The 14,704-nt window shown below is 35.7% G+C and carries 13 protein-coding genes; 12 read left to right on the top strand and 1 reads right to left on the bottom strand.

The window, feature by feature from the left end:
- Positions 1-551 precede the first annotated feature (551 nt).
- From IGI43_RS07865 to IGI43_RS07855, 3 genes are all read left to right on the top strand, one after another.
- Positions 552-1,370 carry a YitT family protein gene (locus tag IGI43_RS07865; RefSeq protein ID WP_438757257.1) on the top strand — a complete coding sequence of 273 codons (819 nt, stop codon included), beginning with the start codon at positions 552-554 and terminating at the stop codon, positions 1,368-1,370.
- A 78-nt stretch (positions 1,371-1,448) separates the two neighbouring features.
- Complete coding sequence (locus IGI43_RS07860; protein ID WP_438757256.1) at positions 1,449-2,171, top strand: GntR family transcriptional regulator, LSA1692 subfamily; 723 nt, start codon at positions 1,449-1,451, stop codon at positions 2,169-2,171.
- 36 nt (positions 2,172-2,207) lie between these two features.
- The gene (locus IGI43_RS07855; RefSeq protein WP_438758830.1) at positions 2,208-3,521 is read left to right on the top strand and encodes a Sapep family Mn(2+)-dependent dipeptidase; all 1,314 of its coding nucleotides are present in this window, start codon (positions 2,208-2,210) and stop codon (positions 3,519-3,521) included.
- Positions 3,522-3,592: 71 nt separating this feature from the next.
- Here IGI43_RS07855 and IGI43_RS07850 read toward each other — a convergent pair whose 3' ends face one another.
- The gene (locus IGI43_RS07850) at positions 3,593-4,210 is read right to left on the bottom strand and encodes a CPBP family intramembrane glutamic endopeptidase (protein ID WP_438757255.1); all 618 of its coding nucleotides are present in this window, start codon (positions 4,208-4,210) and stop codon (positions 3,593-3,595) included.
- Positions 4,211-4,547: 337 nt separating this feature from the next.
- Between IGI43_RS07850 and IGI43_RS07845 the strand changes: the two genes are divergently transcribed.
- The 9 genes from IGI43_RS07845 to IGI43_RS07805 all read left to right on the top strand — a co-directional run bounded on the left by IGI43_RS07845 (position 4,548) and on the right by IGI43_RS07805 (position 14,662).
- Positions 4,548-4,871 (top strand): heavy metal-binding domain-containing protein, encoded by a 324-nt coding sequence (locus IGI43_RS07845; protein WP_438757254.1) that lies wholly within the window; start codon positions 4,548-4,550, stop codon positions 4,869-4,871.
- Positions 4,872-5,040: 169 nt separating this feature from the next.
- A complete protein-coding gene (locus tag IGI43_RS07840) occupies positions 5,041-5,994 on the top strand; it encodes a N(4)-(beta-N-acetylglucosaminyl)-L-asparaginase (protein ID WP_438757253.1) in 954 nt (317 codons plus the stop codon).
- A gap of 23 nt (positions 5,995-6,017) precedes the next feature.
- The gene (locus tag IGI43_RS07835) at positions 6,018-6,347 is read left to right on the top strand and encodes a PTS sugar transporter subunit IIB (RefSeq protein ID WP_438757252.1); all 330 of its coding nucleotides are present in this window, start codon (positions 6,018-6,020) and stop codon (positions 6,345-6,347) included.
- Between the two features lie 21 nt (positions 6,348-6,368).
- Complete coding sequence (gene celB / locus IGI43_RS07830; protein WP_438757251.1) at positions 6,369-7,727, top strand: PTS cellobiose transporter subunit IIC; 1,359 nt, start codon at positions 6,369-6,371, stop codon at positions 7,725-7,727.
- Between the two features lie 15 nt (positions 7,728-7,742).
- A complete protein-coding gene (locus IGI43_RS07825) occupies positions 7,743-8,261 on the top strand; it encodes a GrdB-related putative oxidoreductase (protein ID WP_438757250.1) in 519 nt (172 codons plus the stop codon).
- A gap of 252 nt (positions 8,262-8,513) precedes the next feature.
- Positions 8,514-8,903: a FosX/FosE/FosI family fosfomycin resistance hydrolase gene (gene fosX, locus IGI43_RS07820; protein WP_438757249.1), complete on the top strand. Its 390-nt coding sequence runs from the start codon at positions 8,514-8,516 to the stop codon at positions 8,901-8,903.
- A gap of 451 nt (positions 8,904-9,354) precedes the next feature.
- Positions 9,355-10,956, top strand: coding sequence for a ribosomal protection-like ABC-F family protein (gene abc-f / locus IGI43_RS07815; protein ID WP_438757248.1), 1,602 nt, complete (start codon positions 9,355-9,357; stop codon positions 10,954-10,956).
- 504 nt (positions 10,957-11,460) lie between these two features.
- The gene (locus IGI43_RS07810; protein ID WP_438757247.1) at positions 11,461-14,112 is read left to right on the top strand and encodes a fibronectin type III domain-containing protein; all 2,652 of its coding nucleotides are present in this window, start codon (positions 11,461-11,463) and stop codon (positions 14,110-14,112) included.
- 10 nt (positions 14,113-14,122) lie between these two features.
- Entirely contained in the window at positions 14,123-14,662 is a 540-nt protein-coding gene (locus tag IGI43_RS07805) for a hypothetical protein (RefSeq protein WP_438757246.1), read from the top strand.
- Positions 14,663-14,704: the final 42 nt, after the last annotated feature.

Below are 14,704 nucleotides of genomic sequence, written 5' to 3'. Positions count from 1 at the left end.
AAATAATTTTTTTGAGTGAGACATAACGCTTTGAGTCATATTCCATTCACCTGGAACTCCTATAAATGGTGGGATCAGAAGCAATCCTTTCGAAAATAAGCTGAAATTCATGAGAATTGCTCGTCAAATTTCATGAATTCATTCTTATTTTTTCGGGATTAGACACTTCTGTCCCATCCTTTTTTATGAAAGACTATTAGTGAAATTTGTCAGAAAAATTTAAGAATAAAGACATGTAGGGCATTTCATCGAGTTAGGTAAAGAAGTTGTGTATATTGAGAGAACGAAGTCATTTTCTGTTGATATGAAAAGAAGGCAGATCGTGTTTTTTTCCTTTTTATGTAATTGAAGTAAGATGCAAAAGTACCGCCGTTAAACCAACGTTGAATAGATAGAGTCAATTTTATGAAGCGTAATAAATGACGAGAGCCTCACATACATGCTAATGAATTCTTTTTTAGTATATACAAAAAAGTATATACCTAGTATAATGAAGAAAAAAGTTAGGAAAGGAGATTCTTACCATCAAAAATTTGGTAGCGTATAAATTATTGATAGCGCTAGCATATGCCTTTTTGTCTTCACTGGCTTTAAATATTTTTTGGCTGCCGGGAAATATTTATGCTAACGGCATCACAGGGTTGTCTCAATTGATTTCGACTGTTTTAAAAACGACACAAGGTGTGTCAGTGTCGATACCATTGTTGGTTTTGTTCTTCAATATACCATTACTTGTCCTCTCTTGGTTTAAAATCGATCGTGAATTTACTGTTTATACAATTTTTGCTGTTTTTATGACCTCATTATTTATGCGTTTGATCCCAGTTGTTCCGCTAACGACCGATCCTGTAATTTGTGCAGTGTTCGGTGGTGTATTGCACGGGATATCTGTTGGCATCACATTGAAAAGTGATTTCTCAACAGGCGGACTAGATATCATCGGGATCGTTGTTAGAAAATTGACAGGAAAAAGTATCGGAACTGTTTTTATTGTTTTTAATTTATGTGTACAATTTGCCGCAGGTTTTCTTTATGGTTGGCAATTTGCATTTTATAGTGCATTATCTGTATTTATTAGTGGTCGTATGGTTGATTATGTCAATACAAAACAGCAGAAAGTTCAGGTCATGATTGTGACGGATCAAGCTGAATATGTTATTGACGAATTGCATCATATCTTAAAAAGAGGCATCACCGTTATCAATGACGTAGAAGGAGCTTTTGATCACCAGCAAAAGAAATTATTAGTGGTTGTTGTAGCTAAAAAAGAGTTGAAACAATTGAACGCAGCCATTAGTGAAGCTGACGCGTGTGCCTTTGTTAGCGTCTCTCCAGGTGTATCCACAAATACTGCTTTTTATGAATGGTAAATCAATGCGAAGATAGTTCTTGAAACGACTTTCGATTATAATGAAGTTAAGGATATATGATTAGACAGGAGAATGAATATGGCAAAAAAACAAAGTGTCTTTCAAGAAGTTGCGAAGCAAATTCAAGGGAAAATCGATAAAGGACTTTATATTAGTTCACAGCGTTTACCTTCTGAATATGATTTAGCGAAAGAATTTGGCGTCAGTCGTTTAACGGTCAGAAAAGCAATCGATGAGCTGATATCTAGAAACATTTTAGTGAAACAAAAAGGAAAAGGAACCTATGTGATGACCCAGCAAAAAGTTCAAAGTGGACGTGCTGGACTACAAGGGTTTACAGAGGCAGCTAAATCTTATGGAAAAACATCAAAGACAGAAGTGATCAGCTTTGAACCTCTGGCAGATGTACCAGATGAAGTGACAAGGGCTTTACAATTGAATGGTCAAGAAGAAGTGTACCATTTAGTTCGTTTACGTTCATTTGATAACGAACCAATGACAGTAGAGGATCTTTATATTCGATCGATTTATTTACCGGAAGTGACAGAAAAACAATTAGAAGGTTCACTTTTTACCTTGATTGAAAAACAAATCGAAATCGCCTATTCACATCAAGAAGTCGAAGCGATTTTAGTAACAGAAGAGTTAAGTCCTCTGCTTAAAGTTAATATAGGAGAACCACTTTTAATGGTTCATTCCATTACGTATTCTGTCACAGCTACACCTATTTTATATGATACATCATATTATCGTGCGGATCGTTACACCTTTAAAAATACGCTGCACCGCACGATCAATTAGCATGCCAATAAAAAAAGTCAGGTGAATCAAATGGATATGATCAGAGCGCGCATTCAAGACGCAATCAAAAAAAATCAACAACATTTTTTACAAGAGTTAAACCAAATCATGGAAATCCCCAGTGTCAAAGGTAAGGCAAAAGTGAACGCTCCTTTTGGGATAGAACCAAAAAAAGCCTTAGAAAAAACGTTAGCTTTAGCTGAAAGTTATGGTTTTCAAACAACAATGGTTAAAGATGCAGTTGGCTTTGCACAATATGGAAATGAACAAGAATACATTGGGGTTGTCGGACATTTAGATGTAGTTCCTGCTGGTAATGGCTGGGATTTTCCGCCGTTTCATTTAAGCGAAAAAGACGGTCGGTTATTTGGCAGAGGGATTTTGGATAATAAAGGCCCAGCGTTTGCATGTTTATATGGATTGAAATTACTAAAAGAATTAGATATTCCTTTAGACAAAACAATTCGTATTATTTTTGGAACCGACGAAGAAAGTGGTTCAGCTGATTTGCCATTATACTTAGCAAAAGAGTGTCCACCGACTTTTGGATTTACGCCAGACTGCAAATATCCAGTGGTATATGGTGAGCGTGGGATCGTCAATATTGAACTAACAACACCATTTTCAGAAATAGATTTGTCCGTTCTTGGTTCAATCAAAGGCGATCAAGCTAAAGACCATGTACCCGACGAATTATCAATAGAATTAAAAAATGGTCACCAAGTTGAAGTAATTGGCAAACGAGCACCCACGAATGCACCGGAATTAGGTGAAAATGCAATTACGTTGCTAGCCAAAAATCTGATGAGTGAAGCAAGTTTAAGTGAATCACTCAAAGCGTATTTTAAATGGATGGTTGATTGTTTATATGAGAAACATTTTGGGGAAGGTTTGAATCTAGCTTTAGCTGATAAGGATTCAGGAAAACTCATCCTTACACCTTATGAATTGCATAAAAAAGCAGATGGAATGTCATTATCCATTGCAATTCGCTATCCAGTGACATTTCAAGAGGAAGAAATCCTTGCACGAGTGAAAGACGTTTTATTAGAGGATACACAATTAGCTGTTATAAGAAGCATGAAAGGGACTAATTTTCCAAAAGATGATCCGAACGTTCTTGCATTAGCAGATGTTTATGAAGAGGTTACCGGTTTAGATGGTACACCTGTTACGACAACTGGTGCAACTTATGCTCGAACAATGCCGAATATCGTCGCCTTTGGCCCGTCATTTCCAGGTCAAAAAGGGATCGCTCATAATAAAAATGAATATATGGATTTAAAAGATTTACTATTAAACCTAGAAATTTATACCTTAGCACTTTATAAACTAGCCATAGAAAAATAAAGATGAAACTAAAAATAGCCAGTCTCTTATTTGCTTCAATGAGATTGGCTATTTTTAGTTATACATGCTGATTACATTGCTATCGATAAAGCAATCAAATCAATAAGTAAATGAGCAAGCCATGATCCCCAAATACTCCTGCCAGTTTTCAAGTAGACGCTATTTAAAATCAAACGGGCCACGCCTTGTAGAAGTAAAACGTGGGTCATCGTAGAAAACCAAGAGCCATCCCAGTATGACGGAATGTGTATTAGACCAAAAATTAGAGCACTTACTAAACTACTAACTGTTAGTGAAAGCCCTTTGCTTTGAGCAGCCTCAAGTACACCAATGCCTAATAATTCTTCTCCCATCAACATAAAGGGAATCATAAAAATAATAGTACTTAAGTGGCCAGATGCAGGATTTGCCACCCAATTAAATCCTAATTTTTTCGATAATAGTCCAATCAATATACTTACAATAAAATAACTAATAACGGCGACAGGAATCACCCATAATTTACGTGGTACGTGAAATACTGCTTTACTATCTTTTCCAAAAGCTAACATCCAAGCAAGGGCACTCCCAAGAAAAAGTCCCCACCAGGCCCAAGAAAAAGTCACTAATCCCCAAAAGCCAACAAGCATCAATACGGCAGCGCCAAAAAGTTTCGTATTTGAACTGTGTAACGTTTCGTTTGTGTTCATATAAAATTCCTCCTTCTGAACTATCATGAATGACATATATATTTTAATTAAGTATACTTTTCAAAAAAAAAATAAGAAAAAGATACGCTTATCAACTCAGATATATCGTTTCAATAATTGTAGTTTACAACAGGTGTTTAGAAAGCAATAAAAAAGGCCCTTATTTGCTACCAAGCGAAGCGTTTTAGTAGTTGTAAAGCGATATTCTTGATACTATAAAATAAATATGAAAAGTAGAGATAACGAATGAGAGCTGACGGAAAATTCGTTCGTTAGCTGCGAAAAAAGGGATTTTGCAAAGGTAAATGTATGAAATAAAATGAATGGAGGAATAATAATGTTAATTACAACAACAGAAAAAATCCCGGGAAAAGAGTACGAGATATTAGGAGAGGTTTTTGGGTTGACGACTCATTCTAAAAATATTTTTAAAAATATTGGGGCGAATTTAAAAAATATCGTAGGCGGCGAAATTCAAGCTTATACTGAAATGCTAGAAGAATCCAGAGAGACTGCCATTGAAAGGTTAAAAAGCAATGCTGAAAAATTAGGTGCAGATGCAGTCGTGATGATGCGTTTTGATTCTGGATCGATTGGGACCGATATGCAATCCGTAGCGGCTTATGGTACAGCAGTAAAATTTAAAACAACAAAAAATTAAACGATAAATTGCCCGATAAAAAGTAGGATAAGATAGAAACGTTTCGTACGTTCATCTCATTCTACTTTTTTACTAGTAAATTTTATTTTAGTATATACTAAAATGTATATATCGTGTATAATGCAATTATAAAAGTTTGAAAACGCTATTTTAAAGGATGTGGATGTAGATGTCATGGGGAATAATCGCTACTTGGCGTATGGCACATGATGGTGTGGTAAAAGCGAGTGAGTTACTGACAAACAATGGGCAAGCAGGAGATGCAATTGAAACGACCATTCAGACTGTGGAAGATTATCCATATTATAAATCAGTTGGTTTTGGTGGTTTACCTAATGCTGAGGGGATTTTAGAAATGGATGCAGCTTATATGGATGGCGATACATTCAAAATTGGCGCAGTTGCAGGAATCACAGATACCAAAAATCCGATCTCAGTTGCCCGAAAATTAAGTGATGAAAAGTTTAATAGTTTTAGAGTAGGAGATGGCGCAACGAAGTATGCGATGTTAAATGGTTTTGAGCGAAAAAACATGCTGACTGAACGAGCTCATCAAATTTGGGAAAAAAGAGTGGAAGAAATCGCTAAAAATAATTTAAGTCCTTACGATGGCCATGATACGATCGGTGCGATTTCGCTGGATAAAAAAGGTAGTATGGCTGCTGGAACATCAAGTTCTGGTTTATTTATGAAAAAGCCAGGTCGTGTAGGAGACTCACCGCTATCTGGTTCAGGTTTTTATGTAGACAGTGAGATCGGTGGCGCAACAGCTACGGGATTAGGTGAAGATTTGATGAAAGGCTGTTTAGCTTATGAAATTGTTCGTTTGATGGGAGAAGGTAAAACCCCACAAGAAGCTTGTGATCAAGCTGTCTATACATTTCATGATAAATTAACAAAACGCTACGGCAAAGCTGGCGCATTCTCATTGGTTGCCATGAATAATAGTGGACAATGGGGGGTTGCGACCAATGTTGAATTTACATTCAGTGTAGTCAATGACCAAGAAAAACCAGCAATCTATCTAGCAAACATGGGTGAAAATCATCAAACGATTATTGAACCAATCACGCAAGAATGGTTGGATGCATACGAAAAAAGAATCAAAGCACCTGTTGATTAATAAAAAATGAAGGAGAGAAGAATATGAGTAAAAAGAAAATTTATCTATTTTGTGATGCAGGGATGTCTACAAGTATTATGGTCAATAAAATGATGGAAGTAGTGGAAAAGCATCAAATGCCTTTAGAGATCACAGCATTTCCAGTTGCAAGAGCACAAGAAGTAGTGGATCAGGAAAAACCAGTCGCAATTTTGTTAGGTCCTCAAGTTCGCTTTTTACTAGAAAAAACAAAAGAGCAATTTACACCACAAGGAATTCCGGTGGCCGCAATCACACCAGAAATCTATGGCATGATGGATGGTGAAAAAGCATTAAAAGAAGCGTTGAAATTAATTAAATCAAACAAAAAATAACGAAGACTGGAGCGCACTTATATGAAAAAGTTTTTGGACTGGTTAGAACGTGTCTTGACGCCGATGGCCAAGGTTATCGGAGAAAACAAATATCTTGTTGCGATTCGTGATGGCTTTTTATTATCTACGCCATTATTGATCGTAGGATCGCTTTTTCTTTTGATTGCAAACTTTCCGCTACCTCAATGGGATCAGTGGATGTCAGCAATTTTAGGAGCTGACTGGGCGCAGCATATGGCTGTTCCTGCCAATGCAAGTTTTGATGTGATGACAATTTTAGCGGTGGTCGGTATTTCCTATAGTTTAGGACGACAATTTAAAGTAGATGCGATGCAAGCGGGGATTATTGCATTGGTGTCATTTTTCATTGTAACGCCTTATTACACTGAGTACACGCCAGAAGGCACAGAACAACTAATTGAAGTTGCCAGTCTTCCACTAAAATGGATGGGTTCTAACGGATTATTCTTAGGGATGATCGTAGCATTGATTTCCACAAGGATCTTTGTCTGGGTTTTAAGTAAAGGCTGGACGATAAAAATGCCAGAAGGTGTGCCGCCAACTGTGGTGAAATCTTTTGAAGCCTTGATTCCAAGTTTTATTGTAGTCATGATTTTTTTCGTGGCAGATTGGTTCGTTAGTTTAACCTCATATGGAAGCTTACAAGCAATTATTTTTGATTTTTTACAAACGCCTTTATTAGCTTTAGGAAATACACTCGGAGCGATGATCATTGCTTATGTATTCTTGCATTTTTTCTGGTTCTTTGGAATCAACGGAAGCAGTGTCGTTGGTGCAGTCTTTAATCCAGTTTTGAGAGCATTATCAGTTGAAAATTTGGATGCGTACAAACATGGACAAGAAATTCCAAACATCATCACAGGACAATTTCAAGACATGTTCGCCACATTTGGCGGTGCTGGTTCTACACTATCATTGATCGTAGTAATGGTCATATTTTGTAAGAGTCAACGGATCAAAAAACTATCACAATTGTCTTTAGTACCTGGGATTTTTGGAATCAATGAACCGATTATTTTTGGATTACCGATCGTTTTGAATCCATTGATATTAATTCCCTTTGTTTTAGTGCCGACAATCAATATTATTATTGCCTATTTTGCAATGAACTGGGGATTAGTTCCATTGACAAACGGGATCCAATTGCCATGGACAACACCGATCATATTCTCTGGATTTTTGGTAAGCGGCTGGCAAGGTGCTGCTTTACAAGCGATACTATTTGTTTTAGGAATGTTTATTTATTATCCCTTTATCAAAGTGATGGATGATCAATATTTACGCGAAGAAGCGCAAGCAGTTGAGATCAAAGAAGAAGAAGATATTGACTTCGACGATTTTGACTTTGATGATATTTAGAAAGAAGGTTCTTTGATGAAAAGAATTATACTGGTATTAAACCATGTGCAAGCCGGAATGGGTAGTGATGAAAACGCACATCTTGCTCCTGGGGGAAAGAAAACAACTATGGGGCCAGGACAAACCTTAAGCCCCTATTTTGAAGAAAATGATGCTCAAATCGTTGCGACACTTTATTGCGGAGATCAGTACTATTTAGACAATCAAGAAGAAGTGACGAAAAAATTTGTTGGTTTTGCTAAAAAATTTGAAGCAGATGCTGTTCTTTGTGGTCCGGCCATGCAGTATCCGAACTTTGGTGAAATGGCAGCTAAATTAGCAATCTCCTTTAATCAATATGGCATTCCAGCAGTTGCAGCAATGTCTGTTGAAAATCCAGCAACAGCTAGCTATAAAAATCAAGTAGCCATTGTAAAAATGCCGAAAAAAGGTGGGATCGGTTTAAATGATTCTTTTAAAAATATGGCGTTATTAACAGCAAAAAAAGCACATGGAGAAAAGACAGAAACCGAAGAAGAAACGATTTGTTTTTAATGCATACAAGATATCAAACCATTTCAAAATAGATCGATCTCGATATGAAATAACCCTGATAAGTGAATAAAAAGAGAATGAGGCTAGGGTATAACTCCCTAGCCTTAAGGAACCCGAATATACGTTGGGAGCACAAGCAGCTCCGTCTGATTTCTCGGAGTTAAATACTTCTGTCCCAACCTTATTCATCGATAAGCTTAGTTTCTAATTTTCGTCTATTCTTCATTATAAATAGGAAAGTAAGTGGAAATAATGATCAGTCACATAACCTTTATCGTTCAAAATTTAGATAAAGCTACTTTATTTTTTGAAGAAATATTTACTGCAAAAGAAGTCTATTCAAGTGGTGTAAATACGTTTTCGTTAGCGCAAGAAAAATTTTTCTTGATTGACGATCTTTGGATAGCCATTATGCAAGGAGATTCATTGCCAATAAAGACATACAACCACGTTGCCTTTAAAATTGAAGAAAGTGAGTATGACAATTATTTAGAAAAAATCAATGCTTTGGGATTGGAAATAAAAGAAGGACGCCAGCGAGTAGCAGGGGAAGCAAATTCTATTTACTTCTACGATTTCGATCATCATCTATTTGAACTTCATACTGGCAGTTTAGAAGAACGATTAAAACGCTATCAATAAAGGAACCACTAAAGTCCATTTGAATTTTGCACAATTCAAAGGAGCATGCTACAATAAAACCAAGAAATGATGAAGGTGGTGAATAAGTACAATGGTCAACATGTCAAAAATAACAGCAAGCTTTTCTTATATAATAGCGTACCTAGCTTTTTGTCATGTTATTATTTCCGATTTTTTATCTCAAGGGACAAGTATGTCCAAAAATAGATAAAAAATTAAATAAAACAGACCATTCAGACTTATTTACTTAAACGAAATCAGTCATAAAATAACGAACATAGTGATTTTTGCGCACAGAAGTCAGTGGAAATCTCTAGCTAATAGTAAATGATGAAGGTTGAACGGAGAATATGGTTCAGCTTTTTTGTGTATCCAAAAAATCAGCTAAAACTAATTTAAAACAAAATGATATCTACAAGGTGATCTGTCTGAATGGCAGAAAGAGGAGAGTATGGTAGTACAATTACAAAGAATAACTAAAAATTATGGAACAGATCCACTTTTTGAAGAAGTAAATTTACAAATAAATAAGGGAGAAAAAATAGGGCTGATCGGTACGAATGGTTCAGGAAAATCGACCATTTTAAAAATCATTACAGGAATTGAAACCGTTGATTCAGGAACGGTCAGCTGCAAGAAAAATAGCCGTATTGGATACTTAGCTCAGATACCAGAATTGGGCGAGCAGATGGTCAAGGACTATTTACTCGAAACATTCACAGTACTTAATTCGATTCAAAGTCAATTAACGCGGTTGGAGGAACAGATGATGATGCCAGAATGTGACTTAGAAAAAATAATGAGTCGTTATGGTCAAAAACAAGAAGAATTTCAACAAGCTGGCGGTTACAAAATGGACAATCGGCTAGAAATGATTGCTAATGGTTTGATGATTAATGAATTGTTACCTAAAAAGCTTTCAGAATTAAGCGGCGGTGAACAGACGATCGTTTGTTTAGCGAGGATTTTACTACAGGAAAATGATCTTGTATTGCTAGATGAGCCAACCAATCATCTTGATGCTAAAAGAATAGCTTGGCTGGAAGGCTACTTGACTCACGAGAAAACAGCGTATCTGATTGTTTCACATGATCGGTTATTTTTAGACCATACAGTGGAAAAAATTGTAGAATTAGAGGATGGTCGTATACAAGAATACAAAGGGAATTACTCTGCATATAAACACCAAAAAGAAGAACAACTTGAAAAGCTTAGAAAAGATTTTGCGGAGCAACAAAAAGAAGTTCAAAAATTGAAACTAGCAATTCGTCGTTTTCGACAATGGGGAAACGAAGGGGATAATGAAAAATTCTTCAAAAAGGCCAAGCAACTCGAGAGACGTTTAGAAAAAATTCAAAAAATTCCAAAACCTAGAAATGAAACAGCCAAATTAGGTAAAAAATTTAAAGAAACGAACCGCTCGGGTAAAGAAGTTCTTCAGTTTAAGGAAGTCAGTAAAAGCTACGCAAATCAACTGTTATTTGATCAGGCAGAAGTTTCATTATTTTGGAAAGAACACGCAGCGATCATAGGAGAAAATGGTGTAGGAAAGAGTACTTTTCTGAAACTTGCGCTAGCATTAGAAACGGTTGATAGTGGTGAAATCAAAAGAGGAACGAACCTCCAAGTAGGCTATTTACCACAAGTCATTACTTATGATGATCCTAAACAAACTATAGTACAAACGTTCAGTGAAGCTTGTTCTCTAAGTGAACAAGAAAGTCGTCGTGCGTTAGCTAAGTACTCTTTTTATAGTGAAGATGTCATGAAACAAGTTCGTTTTTTAAGTGGTGGTGAAAAAATTCGTTTGGAATTAGCCAAACTGATGCACAATGAGGTGAATTTTTTAGTATTAGATGAACCGACTAATCATTTAGACATCGAAACAAGAGAAGAGATAGAAGAAATACTAGAATCATTTGAAGGGACAATGCTAATTGTTTCGCATGATCGTTTCTTGCTACAAAAAATGTTTACCACATTTTTAATTGTGAACCAACAAAAAATCAAAAAAAAAACAGGAACTTATTTAGAAATACATACTTCTAAATAAGTAAAAAGAATCAAAATAAGAAAAACTAGATTAGGACAAAGGCGTTTAGCTTCGAGAAATTTCAGCTTTTCGGAACCTTCAAATTTTAGTGTCTAGTACTTAGAATTTGATGTGCTTGAAGCGGAGCATAGTGGCTGCTTTTACATCACCATTTATTCGTATTTAGGGTGTGAAACAAAAGTGAATTTTACTTTTGTTTCACATCTTTTTTTTAGACACTTTGTAAAAAATAAAGTAGAGGAAACTCATAAAAAAATTAAAAAATAAAGAAAATTTTTTATTTCTTAAAGGAAAATTAATAATTATAGAATAATAAACAAATCAGCTTGAACAGTGATTTAAATATATTTTTATGAAAAAAATATACTATGTATTAAACAAAAATAATATATTTTTGGAAAACACATGTTATTAAATTGATATTCAGTATAAATTGCAATACAATAATAAAGGCGCAAAAGATATTATTATGATAATTTATATAAAAAGTAGAGGAGGACAGTCATGAAAAGAAGTATTCATTTACTATTTATTAGTTTTATCATTGTAATGATTTTTCCGATTGATTGGTCCTACGCTATGGAAATAGAGCAATCTACTAAAGAAACGTTATTAACGCCTGAGTCGGCCGAAGAAAGCCTAGCGCAAGACTCGTCTGCGATGTCTATCAACGATTCTTCATCTAGCCAGGAATCAACGGGGGAAGAGAAATCAATAGAGAATGAAAATACAACAGAAAGCGACAGTATAACTAATTCAACAGATGAAAATAAGTCTGAAATAGTTAGTAAGAGTGCTTTAAAAGCTGCGTTTGAGCAAGATGCGGATGGTTTTTGGCTAGTCGATTCAGCTGCTACTTTAACAGAATATTTAAAAGATAGTCAAAAATTGAAATTTCGTTTAACCAATGATATCGACTTGGAATCAACAGGGTATCAACTCACAGATGGCATGATTATCGATGGCGCAAATCATGTTATTACATACAATAAAGGAGGTTCTGCCTCCAGAGGTTTTTATGCAAATCAAGCAAACGCGGTGATCGAGATTCGCAATACACAATTTGGTAATACTGATGGCTCGGGAGCTGTTGGCTACTATGGTTTTTTATCTGGAGGATCTGCTGCAAATATGACCTTTATCTTTGATAGTGTGGATTACTACTCTACAAATGGTCAAATGATTTATAACACAAACGGATCAGTGATCATGAGAGGACAAAATACGATCGATCAAAGAGGAACGAGTGCATATTCTCAGGAATGGGCAGAAATCAACTATGTAGAAATCCAAAGTGGTCATACTTCAATCAAACATTCGTCCAATCAAACGAGTGCATTTATTTGGTCCACGAGTACTACTTCAGCAAACCCCCATGCAAGAACCTCCCAAATCGTAGTTAGAGCAGATGCCCAACTTGATATTCAAACAAATAGTAATATGACTTATGGTACGTTAGCGCCAAGTTATATTGTTGAAAAGAATGCTGTTTTTAATTTGGATAAGGTGACACTTGCTACTGGAGGCACAAGAAATCAATTTTTTGCTTCTTCACAAACGCAGCCAGTTGTATTTGATTTTCAAGAGAATGCGCAAGTAACGCTTAAATTACCGTTACCAATCAATCTTAATAGGTCAGGAGGCGGACTGACGGTCGATGAAAACGCCGATGTTTCAATCGATGTCGAAAGTGGTTCTATTTTTACAACAGCATCTTCCAGTTCATTTACAATCAATATGAACAAACCAAAGCAAGTTGCTTTTTCTAGTACTAGCCCTGGGACAATTGGACTAAGTGGTGGAAACGGTGTGAATAACTTGTCTTTTACAAGTAACTATTTACAAAAAATACAGACTTTTTCAACTAAAACAGATAGCACACCAACACAAGAAATGTTTAAAAAAGCATCTGATCTAAATGTTCAAGGTAACAATTTTACAAATATTCCAGGCTCTCCAGATCCTTTTTCGACGCAAGAAATGTTAGATTTAAAAAATTCACAGAAAATTGTTTTTAGTGAGTTTATGGAAGTTCCAGATCAATTAGGATTGCTTGCTGCCGATCAAACAGATACGTCTGTTTCCTTACATGGTTCATCGGTCAATAATGGAAGTCCAGCATCACAAGTCAAATTTTTCTTGTTTACTAATGAAGCGGACACCAATGATTTAACGAAAGCCAAACATATTGTGACGCTAAACAATTTTGACGATCAACAAAACACAGCACTTGATTCGATGTATAACGTAACGATAAAAGATTTGAATCCAAATACAAATTATTGGGCACAAATGGTTGTCATCAATCAAGCAGGAGAAAGTGATTTTTCCACTGCAGCTAAGTTTGCTACAAATCCTCAGCTAAAGAAAATCACAGCAGATGTCACAACAACATCTGCAATCATCAATGGTGAATTAGCGAGTGATACAGGTATGTGGACAGACTTTAGCAACGGAGAAGCAGCTGCAGTCCCAAATCAAACTGCTAATTATGGTGGTCAGTATCAACAAGTTAAAGTGGAATATAGCAAAAACAAAGATTTTCCAGCAAATGAAACAATGGCACAAATTGCAACTCTTTCAGGTGATAAGAATCAAAACTTTACAACGAAATTAAAAGGACTTGATGGAGATGTTACGTATTATGTTCGCGTGAGCGTTACTGGGGTTTCAGGAGAAGCAGTCATTTTAGCGATGACTCCTCTAACTGAATTTCAAACTGTAACGGAAATCATTAAAGTAGAAGTTCCTATCGAAATGGCTTTTCAGACCCAAAATAAAAATCTGGGAACTGTAAAAGAAGGCCAAATTTATTCAGATGACTACCAAGTTATAAACAAAGGAAATACGCCGACAAAGCTCTCCATCACAAATCTAACGAAGGATAATGCAGCAGCCGATCAATTGTTATTGTTAAATAGCCTGTCTGGAAATCAAGGACAGGATGAGTTAGCTTTGCAACTGCTTGTAGATAACAACCAATCAGATCCGCTTTTTTTAACAAGTGATGTATCAAATAATCCTTTATCGATCGGTGATTTAAAGGTAAATGAACAAAAACATTTGAGTCTCACAGGAAAGTACTTTAATCCAAGGAAACAAGCAGTATTTCCATCATATAAAATGACATTAAAAGTTGAAAAAAATGAAGAATAAGAGGGATTTTATGGATAAAACAACCCAAACTAACGAAGAAAAAAAGAAAAAGAAACGACTGCTGATTTTACTACTATTGTTCTTGATCGCTGCATCGGCAGGGGGGTTGTATTATTATTTTTCAACTAAAACAGAACCTGTTCAAGTGATTTCTGGAGACTACTTACCAGAAGCAAAAGGTGCTAAAAAAATGAGTGATAAAGAAGTGAAAGAAGCTGAACAAAAAGCTGTTGACGAGAGTAAATTTAATATGGTCATCAAGTCAGAGGCTGTATTTGAAAACGGCGACAGTGAAGGCAACTTATACATTCAAAATCCAATAGAGAATGGTTATCCTATCAATGTGATAATTCGTTTGGATAGTAATAATGAACAAGTTTATTCTTCCGGAGCAATTCAACCGGGTTATGAAATAAATGGCGCAAAATTAGATAAGAAATTGACTCAAGGAGAGTACCCAGCAACGGCTACGTTTGATATCTATGATTCAAAAACAAACCAAAAACGTGGTCAAGTTCAAGCTGGAATAACCATTCGCGTCAACAACTAATATCGTTATTAACAGAATTTCTGTTAAAAATAAATCATTTTA

The sequence above is a fragment of the Enterococcus sp. AZ126 genome, assembly GCF_051714545.1.
Taxonomy (GTDB): Bacteria; Bacillota; Bacilli; order Lactobacillales; family Enterococcaceae; genus Enterococcus_L.
Note: the sequence above shows the minus strand (reverse complement) of the source record. Positions and strands in the feature narration are given on the sequence as shown.

What these genes read in the sequence shown, in the direction of transcription:
- IGI43_RS07860 (WP_438757256.1), top strand. Translation starts at nt 1,449, where the DNA reads ATGGCAAAAAAACAAAGTGTCTTTCAAGAAGTTGCGAAGCAAATTCAA.
- IGI43_RS07810 (WP_438757247.1), top strand. Translation starts at nt 11,461, where the DNA reads ATGAAAAGAAGTATTCATTTACTATTTATTAGTTTTATCATTGTAATG.
- IGI43_RS07825 (WP_438757250.1), top strand. Translation starts at nt 7,743, where the DNA reads ATGAAAAGAATTATACTGGTATTAAACCATGTGCAAGCCGGAATGGGT.
- abc-f (WP_438757248.1), top strand. Translation starts at nt 9,355, where the DNA reads ATGGTAGTACAATTACAAAGAATAACTAAAAATTATGGAACAGATCCA.
- IGI43_RS07840 (WP_438757253.1), top strand. Translation starts at nt 5,041, where the DNA reads ATGTCATGGGGAATAATCGCTACTTGGCGTATGGCACATGATGGTGTG.
- IGI43_RS07845 (WP_438757254.1), top strand. Translation starts at nt 4,548, where the DNA reads ATGTTAATTACAACAACAGAAAAAATCCCGGGAAAAGAGTACGAGATA.
- IGI43_RS07835 (WP_438757252.1), top strand. Translation starts at nt 6,018, where the DNA reads ATGAGTAAAAAGAAAATTTATCTATTTTGTGATGCAGGGATGTCTACA.
- fosX (WP_438757249.1), top strand. Translation starts at nt 8,514, where the DNA reads ATGATCAGTCACATAACCTTTATCGTTCAAAATTTAGATAAAGCTACT.
- IGI43_RS07855 (WP_438758830.1), top strand. Translation starts at nt 2,208, where the DNA reads ATGATCAGAGCGCGCATTCAAGACGCAATCAAAAAAAATCAACAACAT.
- IGI43_RS07805 (WP_438757246.1), top strand. Translation starts at nt 14,123, where the DNA reads ATGGATAAAACAACCCAAACTAACGAAGAAAAAAAGAAAAAGAAACGA.
- celB (WP_438757251.1), top strand. Translation starts at nt 6,369, where the DNA reads ATGAAAAAGTTTTTGGACTGGTTAGAACGTGTCTTGACGCCGATGGCC.
- IGI43_RS07850 (WP_438757255.1), bottom strand. Translation starts at nt 4,210, where the DNA reads ATGAACACAAACGAAACGTTACACAGTTCAAATACGAAACTTTTTGGC.